Raw genomic sequence first — 24039 nt, 5'->3', positions numbered from 1 at the left:
AAAAACGAGAGAAAATCAGACCGCGCGCTTCAGCGCGTCGATCAGATCGGTCTTCTCCCACGAGAATCCACCATCGGCATCCGGCGTACGGCCGAAGTGTCCATAGGCAGAGGTGCGGGCATAGATCGGCTTGTTGAGGTCGAGATGCTTGCGGATGCCGCGCGGCGTCAGGTCCATCGCCTGAGCGACGGCCTTTTCGATCACGTCATCGGCGACCTTGCCGGTGCCGTGGGTGTCGACATAGATCGACAGCGGACGCGCCACGCCGATGGCGTAAGCCAACTGCAGCGTCGCTTTGTCGGCGAGACCAGCGGCAACGATGTTCTTGGCGACATAACGCGCAGCGTAAGCGGCCGAACGATCCACCTTGGTGGAGTCCTTGCCGGAGAACGCACCGCCGCCGTGCGGGGCAGCGCCGCCGTAGGTATCGACGATGATCTTGCGGCCGGTGAGGCCAGCGTCGCCGTCCGGACCGCCGATGAAGAACTTGCCGGTCGGGTTGATGTGCCAGATCGTCTTGTCGGTGATCCAGCCTTCCGGCAGCGCCTGGCGGACGTAGGGTTCCACGCGCTCACGCACCTGGTTCGAACTCATGTCCTCGACGAGGTGCTGGTGGGAGACGACGATCTCGCGCACGCCGACCGGTTTGCCGTTTTCATATTGCACGGTGACCTGGCTCTTGGAGTCCGGTCCCAGCACCTTTTCGGTGCCGGCGTGACGGGCTTCCGAGATCAGGCGCAGGATCTTGTGCGCATAGAAGATCGGCGCCGGCATCAGTTCAGGCGTCTCGTTGGTGGCGTAACCGAACATGATGCCCTGGTCGCCGGCGCCTTCTTCCTGGTTGGTACCGGGCTGCAGCGCGTCAACGCCCTGCGCGATATCGGCCGACTGCGGATGCAGCAGGATCTGGATATCGGCGTTCTTCCAGTGGAAGCCGTCCTGCTCGTAGCCGATGTCCTTGATGGCGGCGCGAACCACGGCTTCGATGTGGTCGTTGGTCACGGTCGAGGGACCGCGGGTTTCACCGGCGATCACAACCTTGTTGGTGGTCGCAAGCGTTTCGCACGCCGCGCGGATCGCCCATGGATCGATGCCGGCCTTGGGACCCTCCCGGAAGAACAAATCGACGATTTCATCGGAAATACGATCGCAGACCTTGTCCGGATGACCTTCCGACACCGATTCGCTGGTGAACAAGTAAGACGCGCGCATCAAGAAACCCCTTCCGCTGGACCTTCCAGCGGTCCGCTTGAATGATCGTGATCGTAAACGTCAGTCGCGCCGGCGCGAGATGACGTAGGACTCGTCATAAAACCACAAACCGTTATGCCGGCGCAGAACGTCTCTCGTCGCATCGAGATAGCGTCCGCTCTGGGTCAAGTCCGTCAACCGGTCGTCCTCGACCTGAGCGACATACACCGCCGCGTTCCAGGCTGCAAAGGCCGTAGAAGTCCCGATCGAACCCGTGACCTCATTCGGCAAAGCTTCCATATCGTATCTGAAGATCGAACGCGCGTCGGAATAGGCGTTAAAGTTAAGGTTTCGGGCGGCCGTCCCCAGTTCGTATTTCACCGCGCGCAATAGCTCATGACGGCTCACGGAGAAAGGATTTTCTCCGGGCCATATCGCCTCGATGATCTCCATCCCCGGATCATGACCGTAGGAGTGAATCCCGATCAGCCGGCCGCCGGGACGCAGCGCCCGGGCGAGCGGGGCGATGATCCGCTTGGCCCTGAAATTCACCGAGGATTTGGCCCGATAGGGCTGCGACGCCATGACCAGGTCGAAATTGGCCTCGACCCGCCCGGCCCGCGGAATCACGCCATCGAGCAGGAATCGGTGGTCCTCCCGAAAAAACACCAGTGCCACCGGCCGCTCATAAACCGGCATGCCCGAGCGCGGACTGACGCTGGCACGCCAGTTTTCCTCCAGAAATGGCTGCAATTCAGCGATTTGCGTCTCGAAATCGCCTGCCGCGTTTCCGGTCAGCGCCACTTCACGCCAGATCATGCCGGCCGCCGCCGCCGGCGATCGTGGCGCCAACCAGGGCGCCTCGGCGTAATGCATGTTGGTCAGCACGAAAACGGTAGCCGGGTGCTCGAACAGGCGGTCCGGCAGCTTGTCCAGCACCAGGCGGACGTCCTCCAGGCTGATTTCCTTGCCTGCCACATAAAAAGGCATATGCGGAAAACGGCTATGCATTGAGCGCATAACGCGGGCCAATACGGTTCCATCCCCGACCCCGGCATCGAACACCCGCAGTGCCGGGGGTCTCGGATGGATGCTGCCGAGCTCGAGTTCCACCCGCTGGGCGATCACCCGCTTTTCGCTGCAGGTGTGGACGAACAGCAGGTATTTCTGCCGATTCTCGAAAAACCGGAAATTGCCGCGCGGATCGCGCCGCTCCAGTGGCTCGGGTTTTTCCGGGGGCGCGCCGCCAGGAAGGCCTTCCCCAAGAAAGGCTCTAATCCGCTCCAGCGTGTCGGTGGTGATGCGCTTGCCTTCCCGCAGCCGCGACACAAGCTTGCCGTCGTTGACCGCGAGGCGGCCGAAAGTCGATTCGGCCATGCCGGCCTGCCGGCAATAGTCGGAGATCTGGGCCAGCAACTGGTCGTTTTTCATCGCCGCGTGGAATCCCGCACATCAGCTGTTCGCAAATGAATCACAGGACTCACCTACCATGAAGCCCCCATCGAGCAGAATCCGGGCCTGCTCTGACATCATCAAGCCACATCACGACTGGTAGAAGGCCCTGACTCGCTGACATCGTCCAAACGGACAACAGACTTGGTAACGGACCTGGAAAGACAAGCATGCGCATCGCAATGATCGGAACGGGATATGTGGGGCTGGTGTCGGGCGCCTGCTTCGCCGATTTCGGCCATCACGTCACTTGCATCGACAAGGATGCAGGCAAGATCATCGCCCTGCAGCGGGGCGAGATCCCGATCTATGAGCCCGGGCTCAACGCGCTGGTCGCCAACAACATCGCCGCCGGCCGGCTCGATTTCAGCCTGGATCTGCGCGATGCGGTAGCGGCGGCCGACGCCGTATTCATTGCGGTCGGCACCCCGTCGCGGCGCGGCGATGGCCATGCCGACCTCAGCTACGTCCACGCCGCAGCGCGCGAGATCGCCGAAAACGTCAAGAATTTCACCGTCATCATCACCAAATCGACGGTGCCGGTGGGCACCGGCGACGATGTCGAGCGCATCATGGCCGAGGCCAATCCGAAGGCCGACGTGGCGGTGGCGTCCAACCCGGAATTCCTGCGGGAGGGCGCCGCGATCCAGGACTTCAAGCATCCCGACCGCATCGTGGTCGGCACCGAGGACGAGCGCGCACGCAAGGTGATCGCGGAGATCTACCGCCCGCTCTATCTCAATCAGGCGCCGATCATGTACACCGGGCGACGCACCGCCGAGTTGATCAAGTATGCGGCCAATGCCTTTCTCGCCACCAAGATCACCTTCATCAACGAGATCGCGGATCTCGCGGAACGAACCGGCGCCGACGTGCAGGACGTGGCGCGCGGCATCGGCCTCGATAATCGCATCGGCGCCAAATTTCTCCATGCCGGCCCCGGCTTCGGCGGGTCCTGCTTTCCCAAGGACACCCGCGCGCTGGTAAAAACCGCACAGGATTACGATGCCCCGCTGCGCATCGTGGAAGCTGTGCTCGCGGTCAACGAGACCCGCAAGCGCGCGATGGCGCGCAAGGTCTCGGCCGCGCTCGGCGGCAACCTGCGTGGCAGGACCATCGGCGTGCTCGGCCTGACCTTCAAGCCGAACACCGACGACATGCGTGAGGCGCCGTCGATCCCGCTGATCACCGCGCTGAAGGACCTCGGCGCCAAGGTTCAGGCCTATGATCCGGTCGGCATGGAGCAGGCCAGGCACGAACTGCCTGACATCACCTACTGTGACAGCCCATACGCCTGCGCGGCGAAAGCCGATGCGCTGGTGATCGTCACCGAGTGGGAGCAGTTCCGCGCCCTGGATCTGCAACGGCTGAAGCAGGAAATGGCGCAGCCGATCATCGTCGACCTGCGCAACATCTACCGCGCAGACGAGATGGCAGAGCACGGATTTACGTATGAAAGCGTAGGACGGCCGGCGAGTTAAGCGGCGCAATTCGTCGGAAATCGGGTGGAGCCCAGCCAAGCTCCAGGTCCATGCTGTGCTCACGATATGAACAGGAGCACATCATGGGCCAGATGCTGAAGGACGACACGTTCGCCAAAATCGATCTTGAATTCGCAACAGGCGCCTGCGCGCTCGGGACGCTGCTGGTCGCAACCAGCGACAAGGGAATCTGTGCGATCCTGCTCGGCGACAAGCCGACCGAGATGGTCAAGGAATTGCAACGGCGCTTCCCTCACGCCAACCCGATGCGCGGCGGCAAGGCATGCGATGCTCTGCTCGCCCGCGTGACCCGTTTCGTGCAGTCACCCGACCAAAAGCTAGATCTGCCGCTCGATATCCAGGGCACCGCATTTCAGCGGCGGGTTTGGCAGGCGCTGCGCAAGATCCCTGCCGGCCGCACCCAAAGCTACGCGGACGTCGCTCGGCGTATCGGCTCGCCCGCCGCGGTTCGTGCGGTCGCCGGTGCCTGCGCCGCCAATCCGATCGCGCTCGCTATTCCCTGCCATCGGGTGGTGCGGAGCGACGGCAGCCTATCCGGCTATCGCTGGGGCTCTGAGCGCAAACGCCGCCTGCTGCAGCGGGAGGCGGCGATATGACCGGCACGCGGACCGCAGCCCAGCGAGCGACGCCATCGCTCGCTGGGACAGATATCGCAGGCGTCGCTGATATCGCCTGGCCGGAGATCGCGGGACAACTCGATGCACACGGCTTCGCGGTGTTCGACAAATTGCTGACGCCGGAGCAATGCCAGGGGATCGCCGGCCTCTATGACGGCGACGGCTTCCGCAGCCACATCGTGATGGGACGGCACGGCTTCGGCCGCGGCGAGTACAAGTATTTCTCCTATCCCCTGCCCGACCTGATCGGTGCGCTGCGCACCGCGCTCTATCCGCACCTCGCGCCGATTGCCAATCGCTGGAATGCGGCGATGGGCATCGATACGCGCTATCCCGATGACCACGCAGCTTTCATCAAGCGCTGCCATCAGGCCGGCCAGACCCGCCCGACGCCGTTGCTGCTGCAATATGGCGCCGACGACTACAACTGCCTGCATCAGGATCTCTATGGCGAGCATGTGTTCCCGCTGCAGGTGGCCATCCTGCTGTCGGAGCCGGGCCGGGATTTCACCGGCGGCGAGTTCGTGCTGACCGAACAGCGGCCACGGATGCAGTCCCGCGCCGAGGTCGTCCCCCTGCGGCAGGGCGATGCGGTGGTGTTCGCCGTGCATAACCGGCCGGTGCAATCCTCTCGAAGAACTGGAACGCGCGGGGTCTATCGCGTCAACCTGCGTCACGGCGTCAGCCGCGTCCGCTCCGGCCATCGTCATACTGTCGGCATCATTTTCCACGATGCCAAATAGATGATGCAAAAGACGATGGACGATCTGTTCGAGAGCGAGCCGCGCGACCTGCGGCTCGCTGATGGCGCGATGGTGCTGGGCGGCTTCGCACTGGCCCACGAGGCCTCGCTGCTCGTGGCAGTGCGGGACGTCACCGCCAGGGCGCCATTCCGTCATCTGATCACGCCGGGCGGCTATCGCATGTCGGTCGCCATGACCAATTGCGGCCGGCTCGGCTGGGTCAGCGATCGCAGCGGGTATCGCTACGATCCAATCGATCCGGAGACCCGCTTGCCTTGGCCACCCATGCCCGAGGTCTTTGCCACGCTTGCGGCCAAGGCCGCCGCGACCGTTGGCTTTGCCGGCTTCGCTCCGGAGGCCTGCCTGATCAACCGCTATGAACCCGGCGCCAAGCTGTCGCTGCACCAGGACAAGGACGAGCGCAATTACGACGCGCCAATTGTTTCGGTCTCACTGGGCCTGCCGGCGACTTTCCTGTTCGGCGGATTGGCGCGCGGCGACAAGCAGCAGCGTATCAAGCTGATCCATGGCGATGTGGTGGTCTGGGGCGGCCCGGCTCGCCTCGCCTACCACGGCGTGCTGCCGCTCGCGGACGGCGATCACCCTCTGCTCGGCCGTCAGCGCATCAACCTGACGTTTCGCAAGGCGGGGTAAGGCTGCGACCTGACCGTCACGCCGGCGACCCAACCGCGTGAGACTGCAGGATCTCGCGATACGTCTCCCGCAGAACCGTCTTGCGAATCTTGCCGGTGGCCGTCATCGGCATCTCGGGCACAAAGACCACGCGATCGGGCAACCACCAGCGCGCCATTCGCGGCCGCAGAAAATCGATCAAATCGGTTTCGTTCAGGAGCTGGCTCTCCTTGAGCACGACGATCAGGACCGGCCGCTCTTCCCACTTCGGGTGTGCGGCAGCGACGACAGCCGCCATCTTCACTGCGGGATGCGCGTAGACGGCGCTCTCGACGTCGACGGAGCTGATCCACTCTCCGCCAGACTTGATGACATCCTTTGTCCGATCGGTGATCCGCATGTAGCCGATGTCGTCGATGGTGGCGACATCGCCGGTCGGAAACCATCCATCGGCATCGAGCCTGGACGTTTCGTCGCGGAAATAGCCTTTGGCCGCCCAACCGCTCCGCACCCAGAGGTCACCGGAACTTTTGCCATCGTGGGACAGACGCTCACGGTTCGGACCGACGATCTTCAACTCCATGCCGTACTGCACCCGACCGGCCGTCTGCAGCTTGCTGCGCCGGTCGTCCGCAGGGAGCTCATCCAAAGCCGGCGTCGGCGTGCACATCGTACCCAGCGGACTGGTTTCCGTCATGCCCCAGACCTGCAGAACGGCACAGCCATAGAGACTTGCGAGCCGCTCGATCATCGAGGGCGGCACCGGGGAGCCGCCGATCACCGCGCGCTTCAGGCTGTCGATGCGGCTGCCGGACGCATCGAGATACTCGAAAAGCATCGTGAACACCGTCGGCACGGCGACAGTAAACGTCGCGCCCTCCGCAGCGATCAGAGACTGCACGCTCTTGCCGTCGAGACGGGGGCCGGGAAGGACCAGCTTGGCGCCGACCATCGGGGCCAGATACGGCGTGCTCCACGCGTTGGCATGAAACATCGGGGCGAGCGGCATGATCACGTCGTCGGCCGCGAGACCCCATGGCGGAGCGTTGTGCCGCGGCCAGGGCATGCAGCACGGTGGAACGATGGCTGTACAGCACGCCTTTTGGATTGCCGGTGGTTCCCGAGGTGTAGCACAGCGACGATGCGCTGCGTTCGTCGAAGACAGGCCAGCGGTAGCGCGCATCGCCCTGCGCGATGAAGCTCTCATACGATTCCCAATCGTCCATGCCGTGATCCGCGAGGATCACGACGCGCTCGATCGCCGGCAGGCGCGGCATCAGCCTGCGCGCAAGCGGGACGAACGCAGGATCGACGAACAGCATCCTGGATTGCGCGTGTTCGAGGATGTAGACGAGCTGCTCCTCGAAAAGACGGGGATTGACCGTATGCAGGACGGCCCCGATCCCCGACACGCCGTAAAACAGTTCGAAGTGCCGGTAACCATTCATCGCAAGCGTGGCAATGCGATCGCCGCGCTTCACGCCGGCCTGCAGCAGCGCGCTAGAGAGCTTGCGGGCGCGTGGCCCGGCCTCGCCGTAAGTATAGCGATGCGTTCTCCCGTCCTCGTCGCGGGACACGATCTCGCGGCCCGGATGGTACTTTTGAGCGTAGCCGATGAAGTCGCTGATCATCAGCTGCTTGTCTTGCATCAACCCGAAGATGTCGCTCATTCTGCAGCTGATGCCTGGATGGTGTTGCCGGAACCGAGCGCCTGGCGGATCGCTTCGGCCGCCTGTGGATTGAGCGTGCCGCGCTTCAGGCCCAGCGGAATCGTGCGTTCCGCCAGCATGCGATAGAGCTTGCCGGCGTCGTGATCGAACTGATCCATGGCAGCGATATGCTTGCGCACGGTGCCGACGTCGCCCCGTGCGACGCACCCGCCCATGCCCTGGGCCAGGCCGCCATGGTCGACGGCGGACAGCGTGCCCGACAGCAATGGCAGCAGCGCGTTCAGCGCGTCCTTCTCGCCGACGCCGAACGTCTGCCAGAGCGCCACGCCTTCGGCCAGCAACGCAATCAGGAACGGGCCCACATAGTATGCCGACGCGTGATAGAGCGCGCGGTCGCCGGGTGGGACCTGCACCGGCGTGCAGCCGATGTCCAGGGCCAGCCGGTTCAAGCTCTCGTACAGGGCGGGCTCCGCTTCGATGCCCACCGTGCAGCCGGGCAGCCCCTTGAGCGCGACGGCGGGATTGGTGAACATCTGCAGCGGATGAAAGCCGCCGATCGCGGCGCCGGCCTTCTTCGCCGCCGCCAGCGCCCCCACTTCGGTCGCACCGCTGCAATGGATCACCTTGTGGTGCGCAGACCAGACGATGCCGTCCGAAACCGGGGCGATCGCGTCATCGGAGACCGTGATCCAGACGACATCGCAGGCGTCCGCCACGGCCTGGGCGCTGGGCAGTGCCCGCAACCCGGGGACCTCGCCGACCATCGTCTCGGCGTCCGCTGCACGCCGGCTCCAGGCCGCGGTGACCGTTTGGCCCGCGTTTGCGAAGGCCTGCGCCAGGGTGCGGCCGACACGGCCGCATCCGACGAAGCCGAATGTCTCACGTTCCGTCACGTTCAGCTCCGGTAAGAGGAATCTGATCTGTCGAGCTTGCGCAGCAACGCCGCCCATTCAAGCTCGCCATAGCCGCCCTTGTCCACGCGCGCGTCTTCGTTCAGCACCGGGTTGGTCCGCGCTTCGTTGGCCAGCGTGATCTCCGTGCCCGCAAAACATGTCACGGTGTTGCCGATCGCCTGCTCGGTCGGGTGATAGAGCGGTCGATTGCAGCCGAGCAGGTCGACCTGGATGCGGCAGGCATTCTCCAGCCAGTACATCGCGTTGAAGGCCTGCGGGATGGTGCGGCCGCACGCCAGAAGGCCATGGTTGCGCAGGAACAGAACGTCGTGGGCGCCGAGGTCGCTGACGACACGATCGCATTCCTCGCCGCTGATCGCCGGCCCCTCGAAGTCGTGATAGGCGACCCGGCCGTGGAACCGCATCGCCGTTTGCGACAACGGCAGCAGGCCTTCCTTCAATCCGCTCACCGCGGTGCCGGCCCTCGTGTGGGTGTGGATGATGCACTGGACATCCGGACGGACCTTGTGGATCGGGGCGTGCAGATAGAATCCCGCGACATTGACGTTGTAGCCGTGGTCCGGCTGCAGCAGCGTATGCCCCTCAACGTCGATCTTCACCAGGCTCGAGGCCGTGATCTCGTCGTACAGCATCCCGTAGGGATTGATCAGATAGGTCTCGCCCTGCCCCGGGATACGCGCGCTGATGTGGTTGTAGATCAGGTCGGACATGCCGTACGCCGAGATCAGGCGGTAGCACGCGGCAAGATCGACACGCGTTTGCCATTCCTCGGCAGACACGGCGGCCTTGACGCCCTCAACCGAAACAAGTCTTTCCTGGCTGTCCAACTCAAGCTCCTCAGATTGCGGTGACTGACGCACGGGCGACGATGTCGCGGAGATCGCCGCCGGTCGGAAGCGTGCCGATGATTCCGGCGTGCCGGCCGCCCAGGCGCGACTCGACGAAACGCTGCGCGACGGCGCCCGGACTGTGCTTGAGCATCTCGCTCGCCTGCAGGGCCAGCGCCATGCGCGTCACGACCGCGCGCGCATTTCCTTCCTCGACGACGCCGGCGCCGAGATCGTCGCGCAGGCCGGACAGGAACGCCGCATGCGCGGCATTCGCCGTTCCCTGCCGGGAGACCTCATCCAAAAAGACGTCGCGCGATCCCTTTTCGCGGCTCAGCGCCCGCAGCACGTCCAGACACATCATGTTGGTGGTGCCTTCCCAGATCGAGTTGAGGGGGGACTCACGGTAGAGCCGCGCGATCGGATTCTCCATGATGAACCCGTTTCCACCGTGCACCTGCAGCGCTTCGTAGACGAAATAGGCCGCGCGCTGACAATTCCAGTATTTGACGATGGGCGTTGCGACACGCGCAAGCAGGCGCTCGTGGTCGTCCGACTCCATGCTGTCGGTGGCTTGCGCGATCCTCAGCGCGGACAACATCGCCGCTTCGCTCTCCAGCGCCAGATCGGCCAGCACGTTGGTTTGCATCGGCAGATCGGCCATCCGACGCCCGAAGCCGTCACGCGTCGAGGCGTGGCCGATCGCCAGCGTCAGCGCCTGACGCATCAACCCGGCCGAGCCGACCGCGAAGTCGAGGCGCGTGAGATGCGCATGCGACAGGATTTCGCGGATGCCGCGCCCTTCCTCGCCGACCAGCATCGCCCACGTCTTGTTGAACTCCACCTCGCTCGACGCGTTGGAGCGGTTTCCGCACTTGTCTTTCAGACGCTGCACCAGGACGCGGTTGAGGCCGCCATCCGGCAGGAAACGCGGAACGAAAAGGCAGCTGACGCCGGATGTGGTCTGGGCCAGCGTGTAGAAGCCGTCGGATGTCGGCACCGAGAAGAACCATTTGTGGCCGGTGACGGCATAGATCTGCGCGCCGTTTTCGCTGCCGAGGAAGTTGGCCGTCGTCTGTGTCTGGCGCAGGTCGGAGCCGCCCTGCTTCTCGGTCATCGCGTAGCCGATCACGGCCCCGGTTTTCTCCGGCAGCGGCAATCGGCGCGGGTCGTAGACACCCGACAGCGTCTTGTCCCGCCACAGCGCGAACTCCGGACGGCCGGCGAAGCCGGCGCAGGCCGCGTAAGCCATTCCGGTCGGACAACCTGTGCCGTTTTCAACCTGATTCCAGAGATAGCTCAGCACCGCTCGGGCGAAGTGGCCGGACGGCTCGCGCGTCGTCCAGGCGAGGCCGGCAACGCCGTGACCGAATGCCAGGGCCATGAGCTGATGCCAAGCCGGATGAAACTCGACCCAGTCGAGACGATTGCCGAAACGATCGTGGGTGCGAAGCTGCGGACTATGTTCGTTCGCCAGCCTTGCGAGCTCCTGGACCTGCTCGTCGCCGACGAGCGCGCCAAGGCCGGCCGCGTTCGGGATGACCCACGGAGCATGCCCCGCCACAAGCTCGCGAAGCGCAACATCACCGGTGAATGCGTTGTATCCGACGCAAGGGCGGGCCTGGTTGAGCACCCTGTGGGTTTCGATGCCGTCGGTCGAGGGAATTTGAAGCGCCAGCGCGGTGCTTTCGAAATGCAAATTCATGATGGCTTCCGGGTTGCCTTGACACTGGTCAACTTGGCTTCTGCGCGGACCATGCGGACGCAAACCGTCGCCACCTGCTCCGCAAGCGTTTCGATCTCCGGCATCGGGTGGGTCACCGCGCGCGCCAGCGGCCGGATCAGCGGCTCCATCATCGCTCCGATGACGCAGGTGGACAGCAGGTCGGGCGGCATGTCGATAAACTCGCCGCGGCGAATCCCCTCGGCGATCAGGCGCGCGAACTGCCCCGCGAGCGCGTCACGGTATTTGAGCCTGGCCTCGTTGAGCTCCGGCTCGCAAGGCTCGGCGATCAATGCATAGGCCAACCGCGGCTTACGCGCCGCGCGCCGCACAAACATCGCGACGGCATCGCGCAATCTCGACGTGGCATCGCCGTCGGTCGCAACGATGTCCGCGACAACTTGCGCCTCGCGCTCCGAGACCTGCGACAGCACCTGCACGCACAGGTCAACCTTGGAGTCGAAATAGCGGTAGATCGACCCCGTCGCCAAGGCCGCGCGGCTGGCGATGACGGACATCTGCGCTGCAGACCATCCGCCCTCGGCAATCAGGTCTCGCGTGACCTGGAGCACGCGCTTGTGCGTGTCCTCGATCAACTGCCTGCGGATCTGAGCTATTGCCATTATGAATCTTTCTTCATGAATCCTGAAGCTAGATTCATAACGGGATTTGTCAAGGGCCTGAGATGGGCCATTTCGGCCCGGTTCCGGCCCTATCCGCACGGTCCGGTCGGGGCACCACCGGCGCGTGCTACGTCAAGACAGCGGCATCCAGCCCCACCACCTCGATCCCGTCGGCGCGCCCGCGGATCGCCATCTGGCCGAGATCGCGCATGGCGAACGGCGACGTGGATGTGAAGCGCTGCATCGCCGCGCGCGAGGCGAGAAAGCCACCCTCGACGGTGCGGCTGAGCTCCTCCAGTCGCGCGGCAGTGTTCATGACATCGCCATTGAACACGATGGCGCGCTTGACGTCGCCGATTTCGCCGATGATCACCGGGCCGAAATGCAGGCTGCCGCGAATCCGTGGCCCCGCACCGAACTCGCGCTCGAACTGCCGTGACGCATGCGCAAGCACCGCACGCATTGCAAGAAAACACCGCACGGCCGGCAATCGACCGCGCCGCTGTCTTCGGGCCAGGTCACGATCACCTCGTCGCCGATGTAATTGAGCACCTCGCCGCGATGATCGACCACCGACAGTGTCAGCAGGCGAAACGTGCGGTCGAGAAAGCGATGAATGCCGATGCCGCCGAGCTGCTCGGCCAGCCCCGTCGATCCAGCGATGTCGACAAACAGCACGAAGCGGTTTTCCTCCACCGGCGCGTGATACCGCCCGGTGATAAAATTGAGAAACGCGCGCGGCCCGATGATATTGACGATGCCGAGCATCAGATTCATCACAATCAGAAACGCGGCGGAATAGAGCGTCGCGCTCCAGAAGCCCTCCGCGGAATACACCGGCGTCTGGCCGACCAGCCGCACTCCCAACTGGAAGAAGTGGATGGGAATGATGATGGCGGCGTACACCGCGCTGCGGATCAGCAGGCTGACGGTGAAGGACAGGCCACCCAGCCAGAGATTGACCGGGCCCGCCTCCAGGAACAGCCCGACGACACCGACCGCGAGGCTGATCAGCAGACCGTAGGAAATCCCGATCGCGATCTCGACCGGCGCCATCGTTCCCTGCATCATGACATAGGCGATGCCAGCGACGATCCCGCTGGCCGCAATCACCACCAGCGCGCGCAGCTTTCGTTCGAGTCTTGCGTCCATGTCGTCCTTTGCCCCCGCAATCGACAACTATTCTCGGATCATGCCGAAAGACAACGCCCCGATGCGAACGGCAAACCAAATTTCTCGTCGACTGTCGCACATCTGAAGCACAGATGAGGCAGAAGCCTCTCCCAAGGGCCCGAGGCATGCGCGCCCCGCGCATCACTTCTGGATGTCCCCGCCACTTCGTCATTCAATCCCAGCGAAAATCGCACTTGAACCCTTCAACAGCCTCCTCTTGCCCTCTCTGAGCACGTCTACTGTTCTTCGCCTCGCGGCTGCTAGGCGCCCTTGGCGGCCACCTGTTGGCCGCCGGCATCGACATGATCTGGCCGGGACCCGAACCTCTATGCGATCGTGGGCATGGGCGCGGTGTCCGCGTCCGTGATCGGCGGCCCCCTCACCATGTCGTTCATCGCGCTGGAGACCACGGGCAACCTGTGGCTGACCACCGCGGCGCTGGTGGCCGTCATCATCTCGACCCAGCTGACCCGGGAACTGTTCGGTTATTCGTTCGCCACCTGGCGATTCCACTTGCGCGGCGAAACCATCCGCAGCGCCGCCGAAGCCATCAAGCTGCACGACATTCTGCATTATCCAGAGGCCATGCTGCGGCCGGACCAAAACGTGCAGGACGCGGTCGCCGCGTTCGACCGCGCGGAGGCGGAGTCTCTCGCGGTGGTCGACACCGCCGAGCAGCGGCGCGTGATCGGGCTTCTGACCGAGGCGCATGCGTTGCGACGTTATTCGGAAGAATCCGAGCGGCGTCGGCGCGAGGCGGTCGGGGAGATGTAGGCACCCAAATCGGATGCATACTCTGCGTCATGCCCGCGCTCGTCGCGGGCATCCACGTCCTGCTTCTTGTGTATACGGAAACGCCCTAAAGACGTGGATGGCCGGGACAAGCCCGGCCATGACGCATCATATCGGGTGGGTGCTCTGCTTCTTAACGCAGGCGCCCTACTTCCCCCACACCTCTTTCGCCACCTCGAGCGCGAGGCTCAGCTTCGCCCACTGCTCGTCCTCGGAGAGAATGTTGCCCTCTTCCGTCGAGGCGAATCCGCACTGGGGCGACACGGCGAGTTGGTCGATGTCGGCGAACTTGGCGGCTTCCTCCAGCCGGCGCTTGATGTCATCCTTCTTCTCCAGTTCGCCGAACTTGGAGGTGATGACGCCGACCACCACGATCTTCTTGCCCTTGGGCAGGAAACGCAGCGGCTCGAAGCCGCCGGCGCGGTCGGAATCATACTCAAGGAAGTAGCCGTCATAATTGGTGCCGGCGAGCATGGTTTCCGCCACCGGCTCGTAACCACCGGACGAAATCCAGGTCGAGCGGAAATTGCCGCGGCAGACATGGGTGGTGATGGCCATATCGGCGGGCTTTTCCGCGATCGCGTAATTGATGACGCGGGCGTAGATTTCCTGCAGATGATCGACCTCGTCACCGCGCTCGCGCGCCTTCTTCAGTTCATCCTGCGAGCAGAGATAGGCCCACACGGTGTCGTCGAACTGCAGGTAGCGGCAGCCGGCGTCGTAGAATGCCTTCACCGCCTTGCGGTAGGTCTTGGCCAGATCCTCGAAGAACGGCTCGAGATCCGGATAGACCTCCTTGGAGATCGCCTTGCGGCCGCCGCGGAAATGCAGCACTGCGGGCGAGGGAATCGTCATCTTCGCGGTGATGCCGGCGACTGCGCACTGCTTGTGCAGGAACTTATAGTGCGCAAGCATCGGATGGTCGGCCGGGAAGTCGAGCTTTCCGATCACACGGACGCTGTCGGCGCGGGTGGTGATGCCGGCGAACTGGATGCCTTCGGGGTGGTACAGTTCGCAGCCGGTCAACTTGGCAAGGAAATCGAAGTGCCACCAGGAGCGGCGGAACTCGCCGTCAGTCGCAAGCTGCAAGCCGATCGACTTCTGCTTGTGCACGATCTTCTCGATCTCAAGATCCTCAATCCGGGCAAGCTCGCTCGCCGGAATCTCCCCCTTCTCGAGTTTGGCGCGCGCGTCCTTGATGCGCGACGGCCGCAACAGGCTGCCGACCTGGTCGGCGCGGAATGGCGGGGCTGTCCTTTGCATGATGTTTCTCCGATGCTTGTTGATCTTGTTGGTTGGTCGACGAGGTCAGTGGGTCCCGCCGGAGACGCCGAGGAACTTCTCCAGGGTCGCGGGATCATTTTTCAGCGCGGCGCTCGAGGTGTCGTGCACGATGGTGCCGCGCTCCAAAATCACCACCCGATCGGCCAGTGACAAAATCTTGCGGGCGTTCTGCTCCACGATGATCGAGCAGATGCCGCCGGCACGGGTGATCTTGCCAAGCGCCAGCAGCAGTTCATCGACAATGATCGGCGCCAGGCCCTCGGTCGGCTCGTCGAGCAGCAACACCTTCGGATTGAGCGTCAGCGCCCGGCCGATCGCCAGCATCTGCTGCTCGCCGCCGGAGAGCTGGTTGCCGAAGTTACTCCGTCGCTCCTTCAGGCGCGGGAACATCGCGTAGATCTTGTCGACATCCCACGGTCCCGGCTGCGCTACCGCGGTCATGTTTTCTTCCACCGTCAGCGAGCGGAAGATGTTGCGCTCCTGCGGAACCCAGCCGATGCCGGCTCGCGCACGCTGGTCCGGCCGCATCCGCGTCACATCCTGCCCGGCGAGCGTAACGGTGCCGCCGAACCGGCGGGTGACGCCGACGATGGAGTTGATCAGCGTGGTCTTGCCGGTACCGTTGCGGCCGAGCAGCGCCAGCACCTGCCCCTCCGCCAGTTGCAGCGACATCTTCGGCAGCACCACGGCTTCGCCGTAGCCGGCGCGCAGATCCGAAATCGCGAGCAGATCAGACATCGGCGCCCTCACCGAGATAGACCGCCTTCACCTGGGGATCGCGCGCCACCTCGTCCGGCGCGCCTTCGACCAGCATGGCGCCGGCGACCAGCACCGAGATGCGATCGGCGAAACTGAACACCAGGTCCATGTCATGTTCGATCAGCAGCACGGTGACGTCCCGTGGCAGGCTGGCGACCGCCGCCAGGATGTCATGGCGCTCGCTTTCCGGCACACCCGCGGCAGGCTCGTCCAGCAACAGCACCCGCGGCTTGGTGGCGATCGCGACCGCAATCTCCAGCAGCCGCTGCTTGCCATAGGGCAGTGTGGCGGTGCGCTCGTTCATCACATCGAGCAGATGGAAACGCGCGAGGTGCTCGGCAATCTCGCCATTGACGTCGGAGCGCGTGCCCAGCACCCGCCACCAGTCGGAGCCGTGGCCGAGGCGCTCGGAGACCGCGAGTCCGACAGTCTCCAGCGGCGTCAGATCCGGATAGAGCTGGTTGATCTGGAAGGTGCGCGACAGCCCGCGCAGCACCCGCTTGTGCACCGGCAACGCGGTGATGTCGGAGCCTTCCAGGATGATGCGCCCGGCGTTCGGCCGCAGCACGCCGGTCAACAGGTTGATCACCGTGGTCTTGCCGGCGCCGTTCGGTCCGATCAGGGCGTGGCGCGCCCCGGTCTTGACCTTGAGCGAGAGGTCGCGCGTCACGGCAAGCCCGCCGAAATGCTTCTGCAACCCGATGGTTTCCAGCGCGAATGTCATGGCGCCTCTCCACCGGTCGACGCCGCAGGTGTTTCAGTCTTGGACTTGGAACCGAACCATTGCGCAAACTGGCGTGGGACATGCAACACCCAGCGATGCATCCGCTCGCGCCCGATCAGCACGATCACCACCAGGAAGAGACCGATCCAGAATTGCCAGAACTGCGGCGTCAGGGTCGAGAGGAATTCCTGCAGGAACTTGAAGATCGCCGCGCCGATCAGGCCGCCATAGAGATAACCGGTGCCGCCGATCACCAGCACCAGCAGCAGGTCGGCGGAGCGATCGAACGCGAACACGTCGAGCGAGGCCAGTGCGGTCGACTGGGTGAACAGTGCGCCGGCAATACCGGCATAGAACGCGGCCACCGTGTAGATCGCGATCAGCCGCCGGGTCACCGGAATGCCGATCGCGGCCGCACGCAGCGGATTGTTGCGGATCGCCCGCAGCGACAGGCCGAACGGCGAATGCACGATGCGGCGCGCCAGCAGGAACAGCAGGAATCCCACCGAGAGGCAGTAGATGAAGCCGACCTTGCCGAAAATATCGAACTCGAACAGGCCGAGGATCGGCGCCATGGTGATGCCCTGCAGGCCGTCGAATCCACCGGTGATGTTGGAGAAGCGGTTGGCGAGCTCGCGCAGCAGCAGCGCGATGCCGAGGGTCACCATCAGCCGCGTCAGGTCGGTGGTGCCGCGCATGACAAGGAAGCTGGTGAGAAAGCCGGCGACCGTGGCGGCAAGCCCGGCGACCAGCAGCGCCAGCACCGGCTCGTCGATGATGCCGTGCTTGGCAAGCAGGCCCGCCGAATAGGCGCCGATCCCGAAGAACGCGGCGTGCCCGAGCGAGACGATACCGGCGTAACCGAGGATCAAATCGAGCGACAGCGCAAACAGCCCGAGCCAGGCGATCTCGGTCAGGATGAGATAGCGGTTGGGAAACAGGAACACCGCGGCCAGGGCGATCAGCCAGAACGCGATCTCGGGCCAGCGCCAGCGCGCGGCGGCGACCAGATGATCTCCCATGGCGCCGTGTGGCTTTGTCATGGCCGCCTCACCGCGCCGCCGAGCGGCCGAACAGGCCGTTCGGACGCCAGAGCAGCAACACGATCATCATGGCGTAGATCACGAACGCGCCGAGCTTCGGCACGTAATACTTACCGGCGACGTCGCCGATGCCGAGCAGCAGCGACGCCAGGAACGGCCCGGTGATGGTCGAGGTGCCACCGACCGAGACCACGATCAGGAAGTAGATCATGAACTTCAGCGGGAAATACGGATCGAGCCCAAGGATCTCCGCACCCAGCGCGCCGCCGAGACCGGCAAGGCCGGAGCCAAACGCAAAGGTCAGCGCGAACACCTGGTTGACATTGATGCCGAGGCCGTTCGCCGCGCGCGCGTCGTCAACCGCCGCCCGCAGGCGGCTGCCGAACCGCGTCTTCGCCAGGATCAACTGCAGGGCGATGGTCAGAAGCCCGCAGATGACGATGATCATCAGCCGATAGCGGCCGATACCGACGCCAAAGACGTCGATCTGGCTGCGCAGGTACTCCGGAATCTGGATGAAGACCTGCTGCGATCCCATCCAGTAGTCCATCGCCGTGACCGCCATGAACACCAGGCCGATGGTGAACAGCACCTGATCGAGATGGGTGCGTCCATAAAGATGACGATACAGCAGCCGCTCCAGCACAAAGCCGATCAGCGCCGCAGCCAGGAACGCCAGCGGCAGCGCCGCGAAGAACGGCAGGCCGGACTTGTTGACCAGGATGACGCAGGCATAACCACCCGCCATCGCGAACGCGCCATGGGCGAGATTGACGAAATTCATCAGCCCCATGGTCACGGAGAGACCGCAGGCCAGCACGAACAGCAGCATGCCGTAGGCAACGCCGTCGAACAGGATGGTCAGAACGGTCATGGGCAGGACAACCAGTCGCTTGTATTCTGCATCATGCTCTTCAGCGTCACGCTCGAACCCCTCCCCTCATCCTGAGGAGCCTGCGAAGCAGGCGTCTCGAAGGATGAGGCCAGACGAGAGGTATCTGGGGCCTCATGGTTCGAGACGCGGCCAAAAGGCCGCTCCTCACCATGAGGAGATACGCAAACGGCCGCGCGGAAACCACCGCGCGGCCGCAGCATTACTTCTTGATCTTGCCCGGATCCTTGATCGGCCCGAAGGTCGCAAACTCCACATTGTAGAGCTGCCCGTCCCTCTTCTCGACCTTGCGGATATAGACGTTCTGCACGATGTCGCGGGTCTCCGGATCGATCGAAATCGGGCCGCGCGGGCTTTCCCACGCCATGCCCTTCATCGCTGCGATCAGGGAATCGCCATCGGCCTTGCCACCGGTCTTCTTCAACGCTTCGTAGATCAGGTGGATGCCGTCATAACCGCCGACCGCCATGAAGCCCGGGCGGTTGCCATAGGCCTTCTCGTAGGCTGCGACGAATTCCTTGTTCTTCGCCGAGGGGTGCGCCGCGGAGTAGATGTGCGCGGTAACGATGCCAAGCGCCGCATCGCCCATGTTGTTGAGCAGGTCGTCATCCACCACGTCGCCGGGACCAATCACCTTGATGCCGGTCTTGTCGAGGCCACGCTCGACGAACTGCTTCATGAAATTGCCGCCCTGGCCGGCCGGCACAAACACGAACATGGCGTCGGGCTTGGAGTCCTTCATGCGCTGCAGGAACGGCGCGAAATCCGGGTTGGCCAGCGGCACCTTGATTTCCTCGACGATCTTGCCGCCGCCGCCTTCGAAATGCTCCTTGAACGAGGCCAGAGCGTCGACGCCCGGCGCATAGTCGGATACCAGCACGGCAACCTTCTGGATGCCGTTCTTCACCGCCCAGTCACCGATCACGGTCGCCGACTGCGGCAATGTGAAGCTGGTGCGGGCGATGTAGGGCGACTTCTCGGTGATGATCGAGGTGCCCGCGGCCATCACGATTTGCGGCACCTTGGCCTGGGTCGCGAGCGGAGCCGCGGCCAGCGCCGCCGGCGTCACGCCGAAGCCGGCGATGATGTTGACCTTGTCATTGACGATCAACTCCTGCGCCAGCCGCTTGGTGTTGTCAGGCAGTGCCGCGTCGTCCTTCAGGATGACTTCGATCTTCTTGCCGGCAACGGTTGCACCGTTCTGCTGCATATAGAGCTTGATCGCATTGTCGATCTGTTTGCCGGTGGACGCCTGGCCGCCGGTCATCGGCACGATCAGGCCAATCTTGACCGTCTCCTGGGCCAGCGCCGGCGCGCTGAACATTGCGGCGGCGCCGACCAGGCCGAGCAGCGCAGATCGTCGTGAATGGTGAATACAGGCCAACATAGTTCTCCCTCCAGTCGTTTCTCGTCTCGCGACCGCCTTCATGGCGGTCTTGTTCTGACTCTAACTCAAGACTGCCCCAGCATCAGCGCCATGTCAGGACGTGACCATACGTCCCGACCGCTGCACAGCTCCGACTTTAGAATGAGAGGTGACGTGACGTGGTGCCCGGCGGACCGATCGCATTTCGCTCGCGCCGCAATCGGCATTCGCGACAACATGCGACCTTGCCCGGCCAGCATCGCCATCGGCCGTCTCCGACCGTTTCCCCTCTCAAACCACCCCGCCCAATATGCCTCAATGTGGCGGGCATCCTGTATACAAACCACGCTGTTAATCAACAGCTTCTCCGCAAAAAGCAGGTTTAGATACGTGAACTGTATACAGACCTTCTCCCCGCGCGTTTGAGCCGCCGCTTTGCATTTTGTTATTTGTACGATCGTACAAATAACATGGTCCTGTCAACGAGTGCCCCAATGCGCAACGCGCCATCAGAAACAATCGCTGGGCAGAGCGCGACACCAGTCCCGCGAATCGAAACGAAATAGCTTAGGCTCGCCTCAACCTGATCGGGGGTGGGGGCTCACCGATGTCTGAAGCGCCTGCGCATATCACGCGACCGGACACATCCAGCAACGCGATGGACGCCGGCTGGACCGATTGCGATCTCGATCCGTCCGTCAGCCCGAGCAACGAAGCGCTTGTCCGCCAGGGGATCACGCGCGCGGTGGTCGGCCGCTTGCCGCGCGCCAGCGTGACGCTGTCGCCGGAGCCGGGCTCGCACGGCATCGCCACCCGCTTCGTGATCGCCGCTCCGCCCCATCCCGATCCCGCCATGCTGCACGACCTGCAGGCCCAGGGCGTGCGCGGCGTTCGTTTCAAGATCAGCGGTGATGCGGATCGCGTGCGCACTCAACTCGACAGGGTTCTGCGTTATGCAGACCGCATCGTCGGATGCGGATGGCACATCGAACTCCAATTCAGCAATGGCAGCGCCCTGCCCCGCGACAGCGAATGGACGCTGATGCGTTTTCCGGTCGCCGTCTGTCTCAGCGGAATCACCGACATCATCACGCGCCGCGCACCGGACGATCCGGAGCTTGAATTCATTCTGGTCCTGCTGCGGCTCGGGCGCACCTGGATCAAACTGTCCGGCGCCGCTGTCACCCGGCACAACGACGACATGCCCAGCCGGATCGAAACCTTCGTCTCCAGTGCGCTCGCCACTCGCCGCGACCGGATCGTCTGGAGCAGCGGTGCATTACAGGCGCGGAGCCAGCACGCCGTGGCCGACGGCATCGCCCACGTCACCGCTGCGCTCGCGACGCTTCGGCAATGGATACCTGATAACGCCGACCGTGAAGCGGTTCTCGCAGCTAACCCGTCGCAGCTTTATGGCTTCGAGACCGCAAGCTGATCTGTTCTCAAGACGGCATGAGCCGGTTGGGCGGCGGCCGCCATCGTGCTAACCGCAATCGTTGAAAGCCACGATCCGGAGCGTCCCGATGCATCACCCAGGCCGAACGCTGAGACGACTGCGTCTGCTGCAACGGATGAAGCAAAGCCATCTGGCAGAGCGGCTGGATGTCAACCAGGCCACGGTGTCGCGCTGGGAATGCGGACTGCTGCCGATGTCCTGGGACCAGCAGGCCGCCGCCTGGCGATTGCTCGTGGTCCGACCCGCCCCGTCGCAGGACGCGGCCCTCAGGCGGCTGGTGGAGTCGTCCGCGCGCAAGGTGCACCTGGTCTGCGATCGAACCCATCGCCTGCTCGCGGCCTCGCCCACGCGGCAAGCGGAATGGCACACCGATCCGGCGCAACTGCTCGGCCAATCCCTGATCGGTTATGCCTCACCGGAGATCCTGACGGCGGAAGCCACGCTCGATAGTCTCGGCTGGCACGACGGACACCTGTCCTGCCTCACGGTCGAGACTGGCGCCAACGCCGATCCGCAGGTTCCGATCGCGCCGGGGCGCGCGCTGTGGGAGCGCATCATGCTCGCGGACGGCAGCGCGGGACGGCTTGTCACCACGCTTGCCTGATCAGGTCCAGATTCCTTGCCGCATCCCTCGCATATTTTATGCGTGGACCGTTTTCACCGGCCATGGTTAGCCTCGCCCCGCTGATGCAAATGGACCAACCATGACCATTCTCGTAACCGGAAGCGCGGGCCATCTCGGCGAGGCGCTGATGCGAACTTTGCGCGCCGCGGGCCGGCCGGCCCGCGGCATCGACCTCAAGCCGTCGGCATGGACCGATCGCACGGGCTCCATCAGCGATCCCGATTTCATCCGGCAATGCATGGACGGCGTGCGCACGGTGATCCATGCCGCGACCCTGCACAAGCCGCATGTCGCAACCCATACCGCCCAGGACTTCATCGACACCAATCTCACCGGCACGCAGGTGCTGCTGGAGGCGGCCGTCGCCGCCGGTGTCGAAGCCTTCGTCTTTACCAGCACCACCAGCGCCTTTGGCGCGGCGCTGACGCCGGCCGCCGGCGAACCGGCGGCCTGGGTGACCGAGGATGTGGTTCCGATCCCGCGTAATATCTACGGCGTGACCAAGGTCGCGGCAGAGGATCTGTGCCAGTTGGTCCATCGCCAGCACGGCTTGCCGGTGATCGTGCTGCGCACCTCGCGATTTTTTCCCGAGGCCGACGACAATGCCGCCGTGCGGGACAGCTACGCCACGGCCAACGCCCAGGCCAACGAGCTGTTATACCGGCGGGTCGATATCGCGGACGTCGTCGGTGCGCATCTGGTGGCGATCGAAAAAGCACCGATTCTCGGCTTCCGCCGTTACATCATTTCAGCGACCACGCCGTTCACACGTGACCACCTTCCGGCCCTGCGCCGCGACGCCGCAAGCGTGGTGCGCCGGCTCTTCCCCGACAGCGACAGGCTTTATGCGACGCGCGGCTGGACCCTGTTGCCGAGCATGGATCGCGTCTATGTCAATGAACGCGCCGTGACGGACCTCGGCTGGCGGCCGACATACGATTTCGCGCATGTGCTGGCCTCGCTGCGGGCCGGCGAGGATTTCCGCAGCCCGCTGGCGCGCGAGATCGGCAGCAAGGGCTATCACGCCGAAACCTTCGTGGAAGGCCCCTACCCGGTGGCTTGAGAACTTAATCCGTAAACACCACGGTCTTGCGGCCGTTGAGAATGACGCGATCCTCGAGATGGAAGCGCACCGCGCGGGCCAGCACGCGGCGCTCGATGTCGCGACCCTTGCGGACGAGGTCTTCCGGCGCGTCGCGGTGGCTGATGCGCTCGACGTCCTGATCGATGATCGGGCCCTCGTCGAGATCGGCGGTGACATAGTGCGCGGTGGCACCGATCAGCTTGACGCCGCGCGCATGCGCCTGGTGATAGGGCCTGGCGCCCTTGAAACCCGGCAGGAACGAGTGGTGGATGTTGATGCAGCGCCCGGACAGCTTCGCCGAAAGATCGTCCGACAGCACCTGCATGTAGCGCGCCAGGACAACCAGATCGGTTTTGGTCTCCTCGACCAGTTTCAGGATCTGGGCCTCCTGCACCTGCTTGGTCTCACGGGTGACCGGCAGATGGTGGAACGGAACGTCGCCGAAGTCGAAGCCGTTATAGGTTTCGCGCGGATGATTGGCGACGATCGCGGTCGGAATCATGTCCAGTTCGCCGGTGCGCCAGCGATAGAGAATATCAGCCAGGCAATGATCGAACTTCGAGACCAAGAGCATCACCCGGCGCCGGTCGGCGCGGTCGCGCATCTGCCAGTCGATGGAAAAGCGCGCTGCAATGTCGCCGAAATCCTGCTGCAGCCGGTCGAGCGCGACCGTGGACGTCGCCGGTTCGAACAGCACCCGCATGAAGAAATGCCCGGTTTCGGTGTCGCTGAACTGCTGCGCATCCAGGATGTTCTGGCCGTTGGCGAACAGAAAGGCGGAGACCGCGGCCACGATGCCGGGGCGATCCGGACACGAAAGCGTCAACACGAACTGGGACTGGGGCATGGGGATATCTTCTGGGAACGATCTTGATCGGAGATTAAGGGCGGCGTTGCCGCAGTGCTCTAGCACCCGTCCCCCCTTGCGCCAATCCCCGCGCGGGCC

24 protein-coding genes and 1 pseudogene are annotated in these 24039 nt (G+C 63.9%); 8 read left to right on the top strand and 17 right to left on the bottom strand.

Going from position 1 to position 24039, the window contains the following annotated elements; genetic code table 11:
• Positions 1-15 precede the first annotated feature (15 nt).
• Complete coding sequence (gene metK, locus RS897_RS24945) at positions 16-1212, bottom strand: methionine adenosyltransferase (RefSeq protein WP_315831382.1); 1197 nt, start codon at positions 1210-1212, stop codon at positions 16-18.
• Positions 1213-1272: 60 nt separating this feature from the next.
• Positions 1273-2622: a hypothetical protein gene (locus RS897_RS24940; protein ID WP_315831381.1), complete on the bottom strand. Its 1350-nt coding sequence runs from the start codon at positions 2620-2622 to the stop codon at positions 1273-1275.
• A 191-nt stretch (positions 2623-2813) separates the two neighbouring features.
• Between RS897_RS24940 and RS897_RS24935 the strand changes: the two genes are divergently transcribed.
• The 4 genes from RS897_RS24935 (at position 2814) to alkB (ending at position 6159) form a co-directional block, all read left to right on the top strand.
• Entirely contained in the window at positions 2814-4124 is a 1311-nt protein-coding gene (locus RS897_RS24935) for a UDP-glucose dehydrogenase family protein (RefSeq protein WP_315831380.1), read from the top strand.
• Between the two features lie 83 nt (positions 4125-4207).
• Complete coding sequence (locus RS897_RS24930; RefSeq protein WP_315831379.1) at positions 4208-4741, top strand: methylated-DNA--[protein]-cysteine S-methyltransferase; 534 nt, start codon at positions 4208-4210, stop codon at positions 4739-4741.
• On the top strand, positions 4738-5505 hold the full coding sequence (locus tag RS897_RS24925; protein WP_315831378.1) for a 2OG-Fe(II) oxygenase: 768 nt from the start codon (positions 4738-4740) through the stop codon (positions 5503-5505). The genes RS897_RS24930 and RS897_RS24925 overlap by 4 nt, the downstream gene beginning before the upstream one ends.
• Before the next feature lie 3 nt (positions 5506-5508).
• Positions 5509-6159 carry a DNA oxidative demethylase AlkB gene (alkB, locus tag RS897_RS24920; protein WP_315838738.1) on the top strand — a complete coding sequence of 217 codons (651 nt, stop codon included), beginning with the start codon at positions 5509-5511 and terminating at the stop codon, positions 6157-6159.
• Between the two features lie 16 nt (positions 6160-6175).
• Here alkB and RS897_RS24915 read toward each other — a convergent pair whose 3' ends face one another.
• From RS897_RS24915 to RS897_RS24880, 8 genes and pseudogenes are all read right to left on the bottom strand, one after another.
• Positions 6176-7147, bottom strand: a complete 972-nt coding sequence (locus tag RS897_RS24915; RefSeq protein WP_315831377.1) for an AMP-binding protein — start codon at positions 7145-7147, stop codon at positions 6176-6178.
• Between the two features lie 103 nt (positions 7148-7250).
• Positions 7251-7769, bottom strand: a pseudogene (locus tag RS897_RS24910) (AMP-binding protein); the annotation flags it as partial.
• A gap of 35 nt (positions 7770-7804) precedes the next feature.
• A complete protein-coding gene (locus tag RS897_RS24905; protein ID WP_315831376.1) occupies positions 7805-8701 on the bottom strand; it encodes a Rossmann-like and DUF2520 domain-containing protein in 897 nt (298 codons plus the stop codon).
• 2 nt (positions 8702-8703) lie between these two features.
• Positions 8704-9549 (bottom strand): class II aldolase/adducin family protein, encoded by an 846-nt coding sequence (locus RS897_RS24900; protein WP_315831375.1) that lies wholly within the window; start codon positions 9547-9549, stop codon positions 8704-8706.
• Positions 9550-9559: 10 nt separating this feature from the next.
• A complete protein-coding gene (locus RS897_RS24895) occupies positions 9560-11254 on the bottom strand; it encodes an acyl-CoA dehydrogenase family protein (RefSeq protein ID WP_315831374.1) in 1695 nt (564 codons plus the stop codon).
• Entirely contained in the window at positions 11251-11868 is a 618-nt protein-coding gene (locus tag RS897_RS24890) for a TetR/AcrR family transcriptional regulator (RefSeq protein ID WP_315831373.1), read from the bottom strand. The genes RS897_RS24895 and RS897_RS24890 overlap by 4 nt, the downstream gene beginning before the upstream one ends.
• Before the next feature lie 154 nt (positions 11869-12022).
• Positions 12023-12268, bottom strand: a complete 246-nt coding sequence (locus RS897_RS24885) for a nucleotidyl cyclase domain-containing protein (RefSeq protein ID WP_407654295.1) — start codon at positions 12266-12268, stop codon at positions 12023-12025.
• On the bottom strand, positions 12265-13047 hold the full coding sequence (locus RS897_RS24880; RefSeq protein WP_315831371.1) for an adenylate/guanylate cyclase domain-containing protein: 783 nt from the start codon (positions 13045-13047) through the stop codon (positions 12265-12267). The genes RS897_RS24885 and RS897_RS24880 overlap by 4 nt, the downstream gene beginning before the upstream one ends.
• A 363-nt stretch (positions 13048-13410) precedes the next feature.
• Between RS897_RS24880 and RS897_RS24875 the strand changes: the two genes are divergently transcribed.
• Positions 13411-13842, top strand: coding sequence for a CBS domain-containing protein (locus tag RS897_RS24875; RefSeq protein ID WP_315831370.1), 432 nt, complete (start codon positions 13411-13413; stop codon positions 13840-13842).
• A gap of 165 nt (positions 13843-14007) precedes the next feature.
• Here RS897_RS24875 and RS897_RS24870 read toward each other — a convergent pair whose 3' ends face one another.
• From RS897_RS24870 to RS897_RS24845, 6 genes are all read right to left on the bottom strand, one after another.
• Positions 14008-15123, bottom strand: a complete 1116-nt coding sequence (locus RS897_RS24870) for a cobalamin-independent methionine synthase II family protein (RefSeq protein WP_315831369.1) — start codon at positions 15121-15123, stop codon at positions 14008-14010.
• A 45-nt stretch (positions 15124-15168) separates the two neighbouring features.
• Complete coding sequence (locus RS897_RS24865; protein WP_315831368.1) at positions 15169-15882, bottom strand: ABC transporter ATP-binding protein; 714 nt, start codon at positions 15880-15882, stop codon at positions 15169-15171.
• Complete coding sequence (locus tag RS897_RS24860; RefSeq protein WP_315831367.1) at positions 15875-16627, bottom strand: ABC transporter ATP-binding protein; 753 nt, start codon at positions 16625-16627, stop codon at positions 15875-15877. Before RS897_RS24860 ends, RS897_RS24865 begins: the two co-directional genes overlap by 8 nt.
• The gene (locus RS897_RS24855; protein ID WP_315831366.1) at positions 16624-17670 is read right to left on the bottom strand and encodes a branched-chain amino acid ABC transporter permease; all 1047 of its coding nucleotides are present in this window, start codon (positions 17668-17670) and stop codon (positions 16624-16626) included. The genes RS897_RS24860 and RS897_RS24855 overlap by 4 nt, the downstream gene beginning before the upstream one ends.
• Before the next feature lie 7 nt (positions 17671-17677).
• Complete coding sequence (locus RS897_RS24850) at positions 17678-18544, bottom strand: branched-chain amino acid ABC transporter permease (RefSeq protein WP_315831365.1); 867 nt, start codon at positions 18542-18544, stop codon at positions 17678-17680.
• Positions 18545-18764: 220 nt separating this feature from the next.
• A complete protein-coding gene (locus RS897_RS24845) occupies positions 18765-19886 on the bottom strand; it encodes an ABC transporter substrate-binding protein (protein WP_315838737.1) in 1122 nt (373 codons plus the stop codon).
• Between the two features lie 649 nt (positions 19887-20535).
• On the opposite strand from RS897_RS24845, the gene RS897_RS24840 reads away from it, so the two are divergent.
• The 3 genes from RS897_RS24840 (at position 20536) to RS897_RS24830 (ending at position 23072) form a co-directional block, all read left to right on the top strand.
• Positions 20536-21363, top strand: coding sequence for an amidohydrolase family protein (locus tag RS897_RS24840; protein ID WP_315831364.1), 828 nt, complete (start codon positions 20536-20538; stop codon positions 21361-21363).
• 88 nt (positions 21364-21451) lie between these two features.
• Complete coding sequence (locus RS897_RS24835; RefSeq protein WP_315831363.1) at positions 21452-21988, top strand: helix-turn-helix domain-containing protein; 537 nt, start codon at positions 21452-21454, stop codon at positions 21986-21988.
• A gap of 100 nt (positions 21989-22088) precedes the next feature.
• Positions 22089-23072, top strand: coding sequence for an NAD-dependent epimerase/dehydratase family protein (locus tag RS897_RS24830; protein WP_315831362.1), 984 nt, complete (start codon positions 22089-22091; stop codon positions 23070-23072).
• Positions 23073-23076: 4 nt separating this feature from the next.
• Here the strand turns inward: RS897_RS24830 and purU are convergent, their stop codons facing one another.
• The gene (purU, locus tag RS897_RS24825) at positions 23077-23940 is read right to left on the bottom strand and encodes a formyltetrahydrofolate deformylase (RefSeq protein WP_315831361.1); all 864 of its coding nucleotides are present in this window, start codon (positions 23938-23940) and stop codon (positions 23077-23079) included.
• Positions 23941-24039: the final 99 nt, after the last annotated feature.

It is taken from the genome of Bradyrhizobium prioriisuperbiae (assembly GCF_032397745.1).
Lineage (GTDB): Bacteria > Pseudomonadota > Alphaproteobacteria > Rhizobiales > Xanthobacteraceae > Bradyrhizobium_A > Bradyrhizobium_A prioriisuperbiae.
This window is presented reverse-complemented; position numbering and strand designations above follow the sequence as displayed.

Coding starts and splice junctions, on each gene's coding strand:
- metK (WP_315831382.1), bottom strand. CDS start 1,212: ATGCGCGCGTCTTACTTGTTCACCAGCGAATCGGTGTCGGAAGGTCAT.
- RS897_RS24940 (WP_315831381.1), bottom strand. CDS start 2,622: ATGAAAAACGACCAGTTGCTGGCCCAGATCTCCGACTATTGCCGGCAG.
- RS897_RS24935 (WP_315831380.1), top strand. CDS start 2,814: ATGCGCATCGCAATGATCGGAACGGGATATGTGGGGCTGGTGTCGGGC.
- RS897_RS24930 (WP_315831379.1), top strand. CDS start 4,208: ATGGGCCAGATGCTGAAGGACGACACGTTCGCCAAAATCGATCTTGAA.
- RS897_RS24925 (WP_315831378.1), top strand. CDS start 4,738: ATGACCGGCACGCGGACCGCAGCCCAGCGAGCGACGCCATCGCTCGCT.
- alkB (WP_315838738.1), top strand. CDS start 5,509: ATGCAAAAGACGATGGACGATCTGTTCGAGAGCGAGCCGCGCGACCTG.
- RS897_RS24915 (WP_315831377.1), bottom strand. CDS start 7,147: ATGCCGCTCGCCCCGATGTTTCATGCCAACGCGTGGAGCACGCCGTAT.
- RS897_RS24895 (WP_315831374.1), bottom strand. CDS start 11,254: ATGAATTTGCATTTCGAAAGCACCGCGCTGGCGCTTCAAATTCCCTCG.
- RS897_RS24880 (WP_315831371.1), bottom strand. CDS start 13,047: ATGGACGCAAGACTCGAACGAAAGCTGCGCGCGCTGGTGGTGATTGCG.
- RS897_RS24875 (WP_315831370.1), top strand. CDS start 13,411: ATGGGCGCGGTGTCCGCGTCCGTGATCGGCGGCCCCCTCACCATGTCG.
- RS897_RS24870 (WP_315831369.1), bottom strand. CDS start 15,123: ATGCAAAGGACAGCCCCGCCATTCCGCGCCGACCAGGTCGGCAGCCTG.
- RS897_RS24865 (WP_315831368.1), bottom strand. CDS start 15,882: ATGTCTGATCTGCTCGCGATTTCGGATCTGCGCGCCGGCTACGGCGAA.
- RS897_RS24860 (WP_315831367.1), bottom strand. CDS start 16,627: ATGACATTCGCGCTGGAAACCATCGGGTTGCAGAAGCATTTCGGCGGG.
- RS897_RS24855 (WP_315831366.1), bottom strand. CDS start 17,670: ATGACAAAGCCACACGGCGCCATGGGAGATCATCTGGTCGCCGCCGCG.
- RS897_RS24850 (WP_315831365.1), bottom strand. CDS start 18,544: ATGACCGTTCTGACCATCCTGTTCGACGGCGTTGCCTACGGCATGCTG.
- RS897_RS24845 (WP_315838737.1), bottom strand. CDS start 19,886: ATGTTCAGCGCGCCGGCGCTGGCCCAGGAGACGGTCAAGATTGGCCTG.
- RS897_RS24840 (WP_315831364.1), top strand. CDS start 20,536: ATGTCTGAAGCGCCTGCGCATATCACGCGACCGGACACATCCAGCAAC.
- RS897_RS24835 (WP_315831363.1), top strand. CDS start 21,452: ATGCATCACCCAGGCCGAACGCTGAGACGACTGCGTCTGCTGCAACGG.
- RS897_RS24830 (WP_315831362.1), top strand. CDS start 22,089: ATGACCATTCTCGTAACCGGAAGCGCGGGCCATCTCGGCGAGGCGCTG.
- purU (WP_315831361.1), bottom strand. CDS start 23,940: ATGCCCCAGTCCCAGTTCGTGTTGACGCTTTCGTGTCCGGATCGCCCC.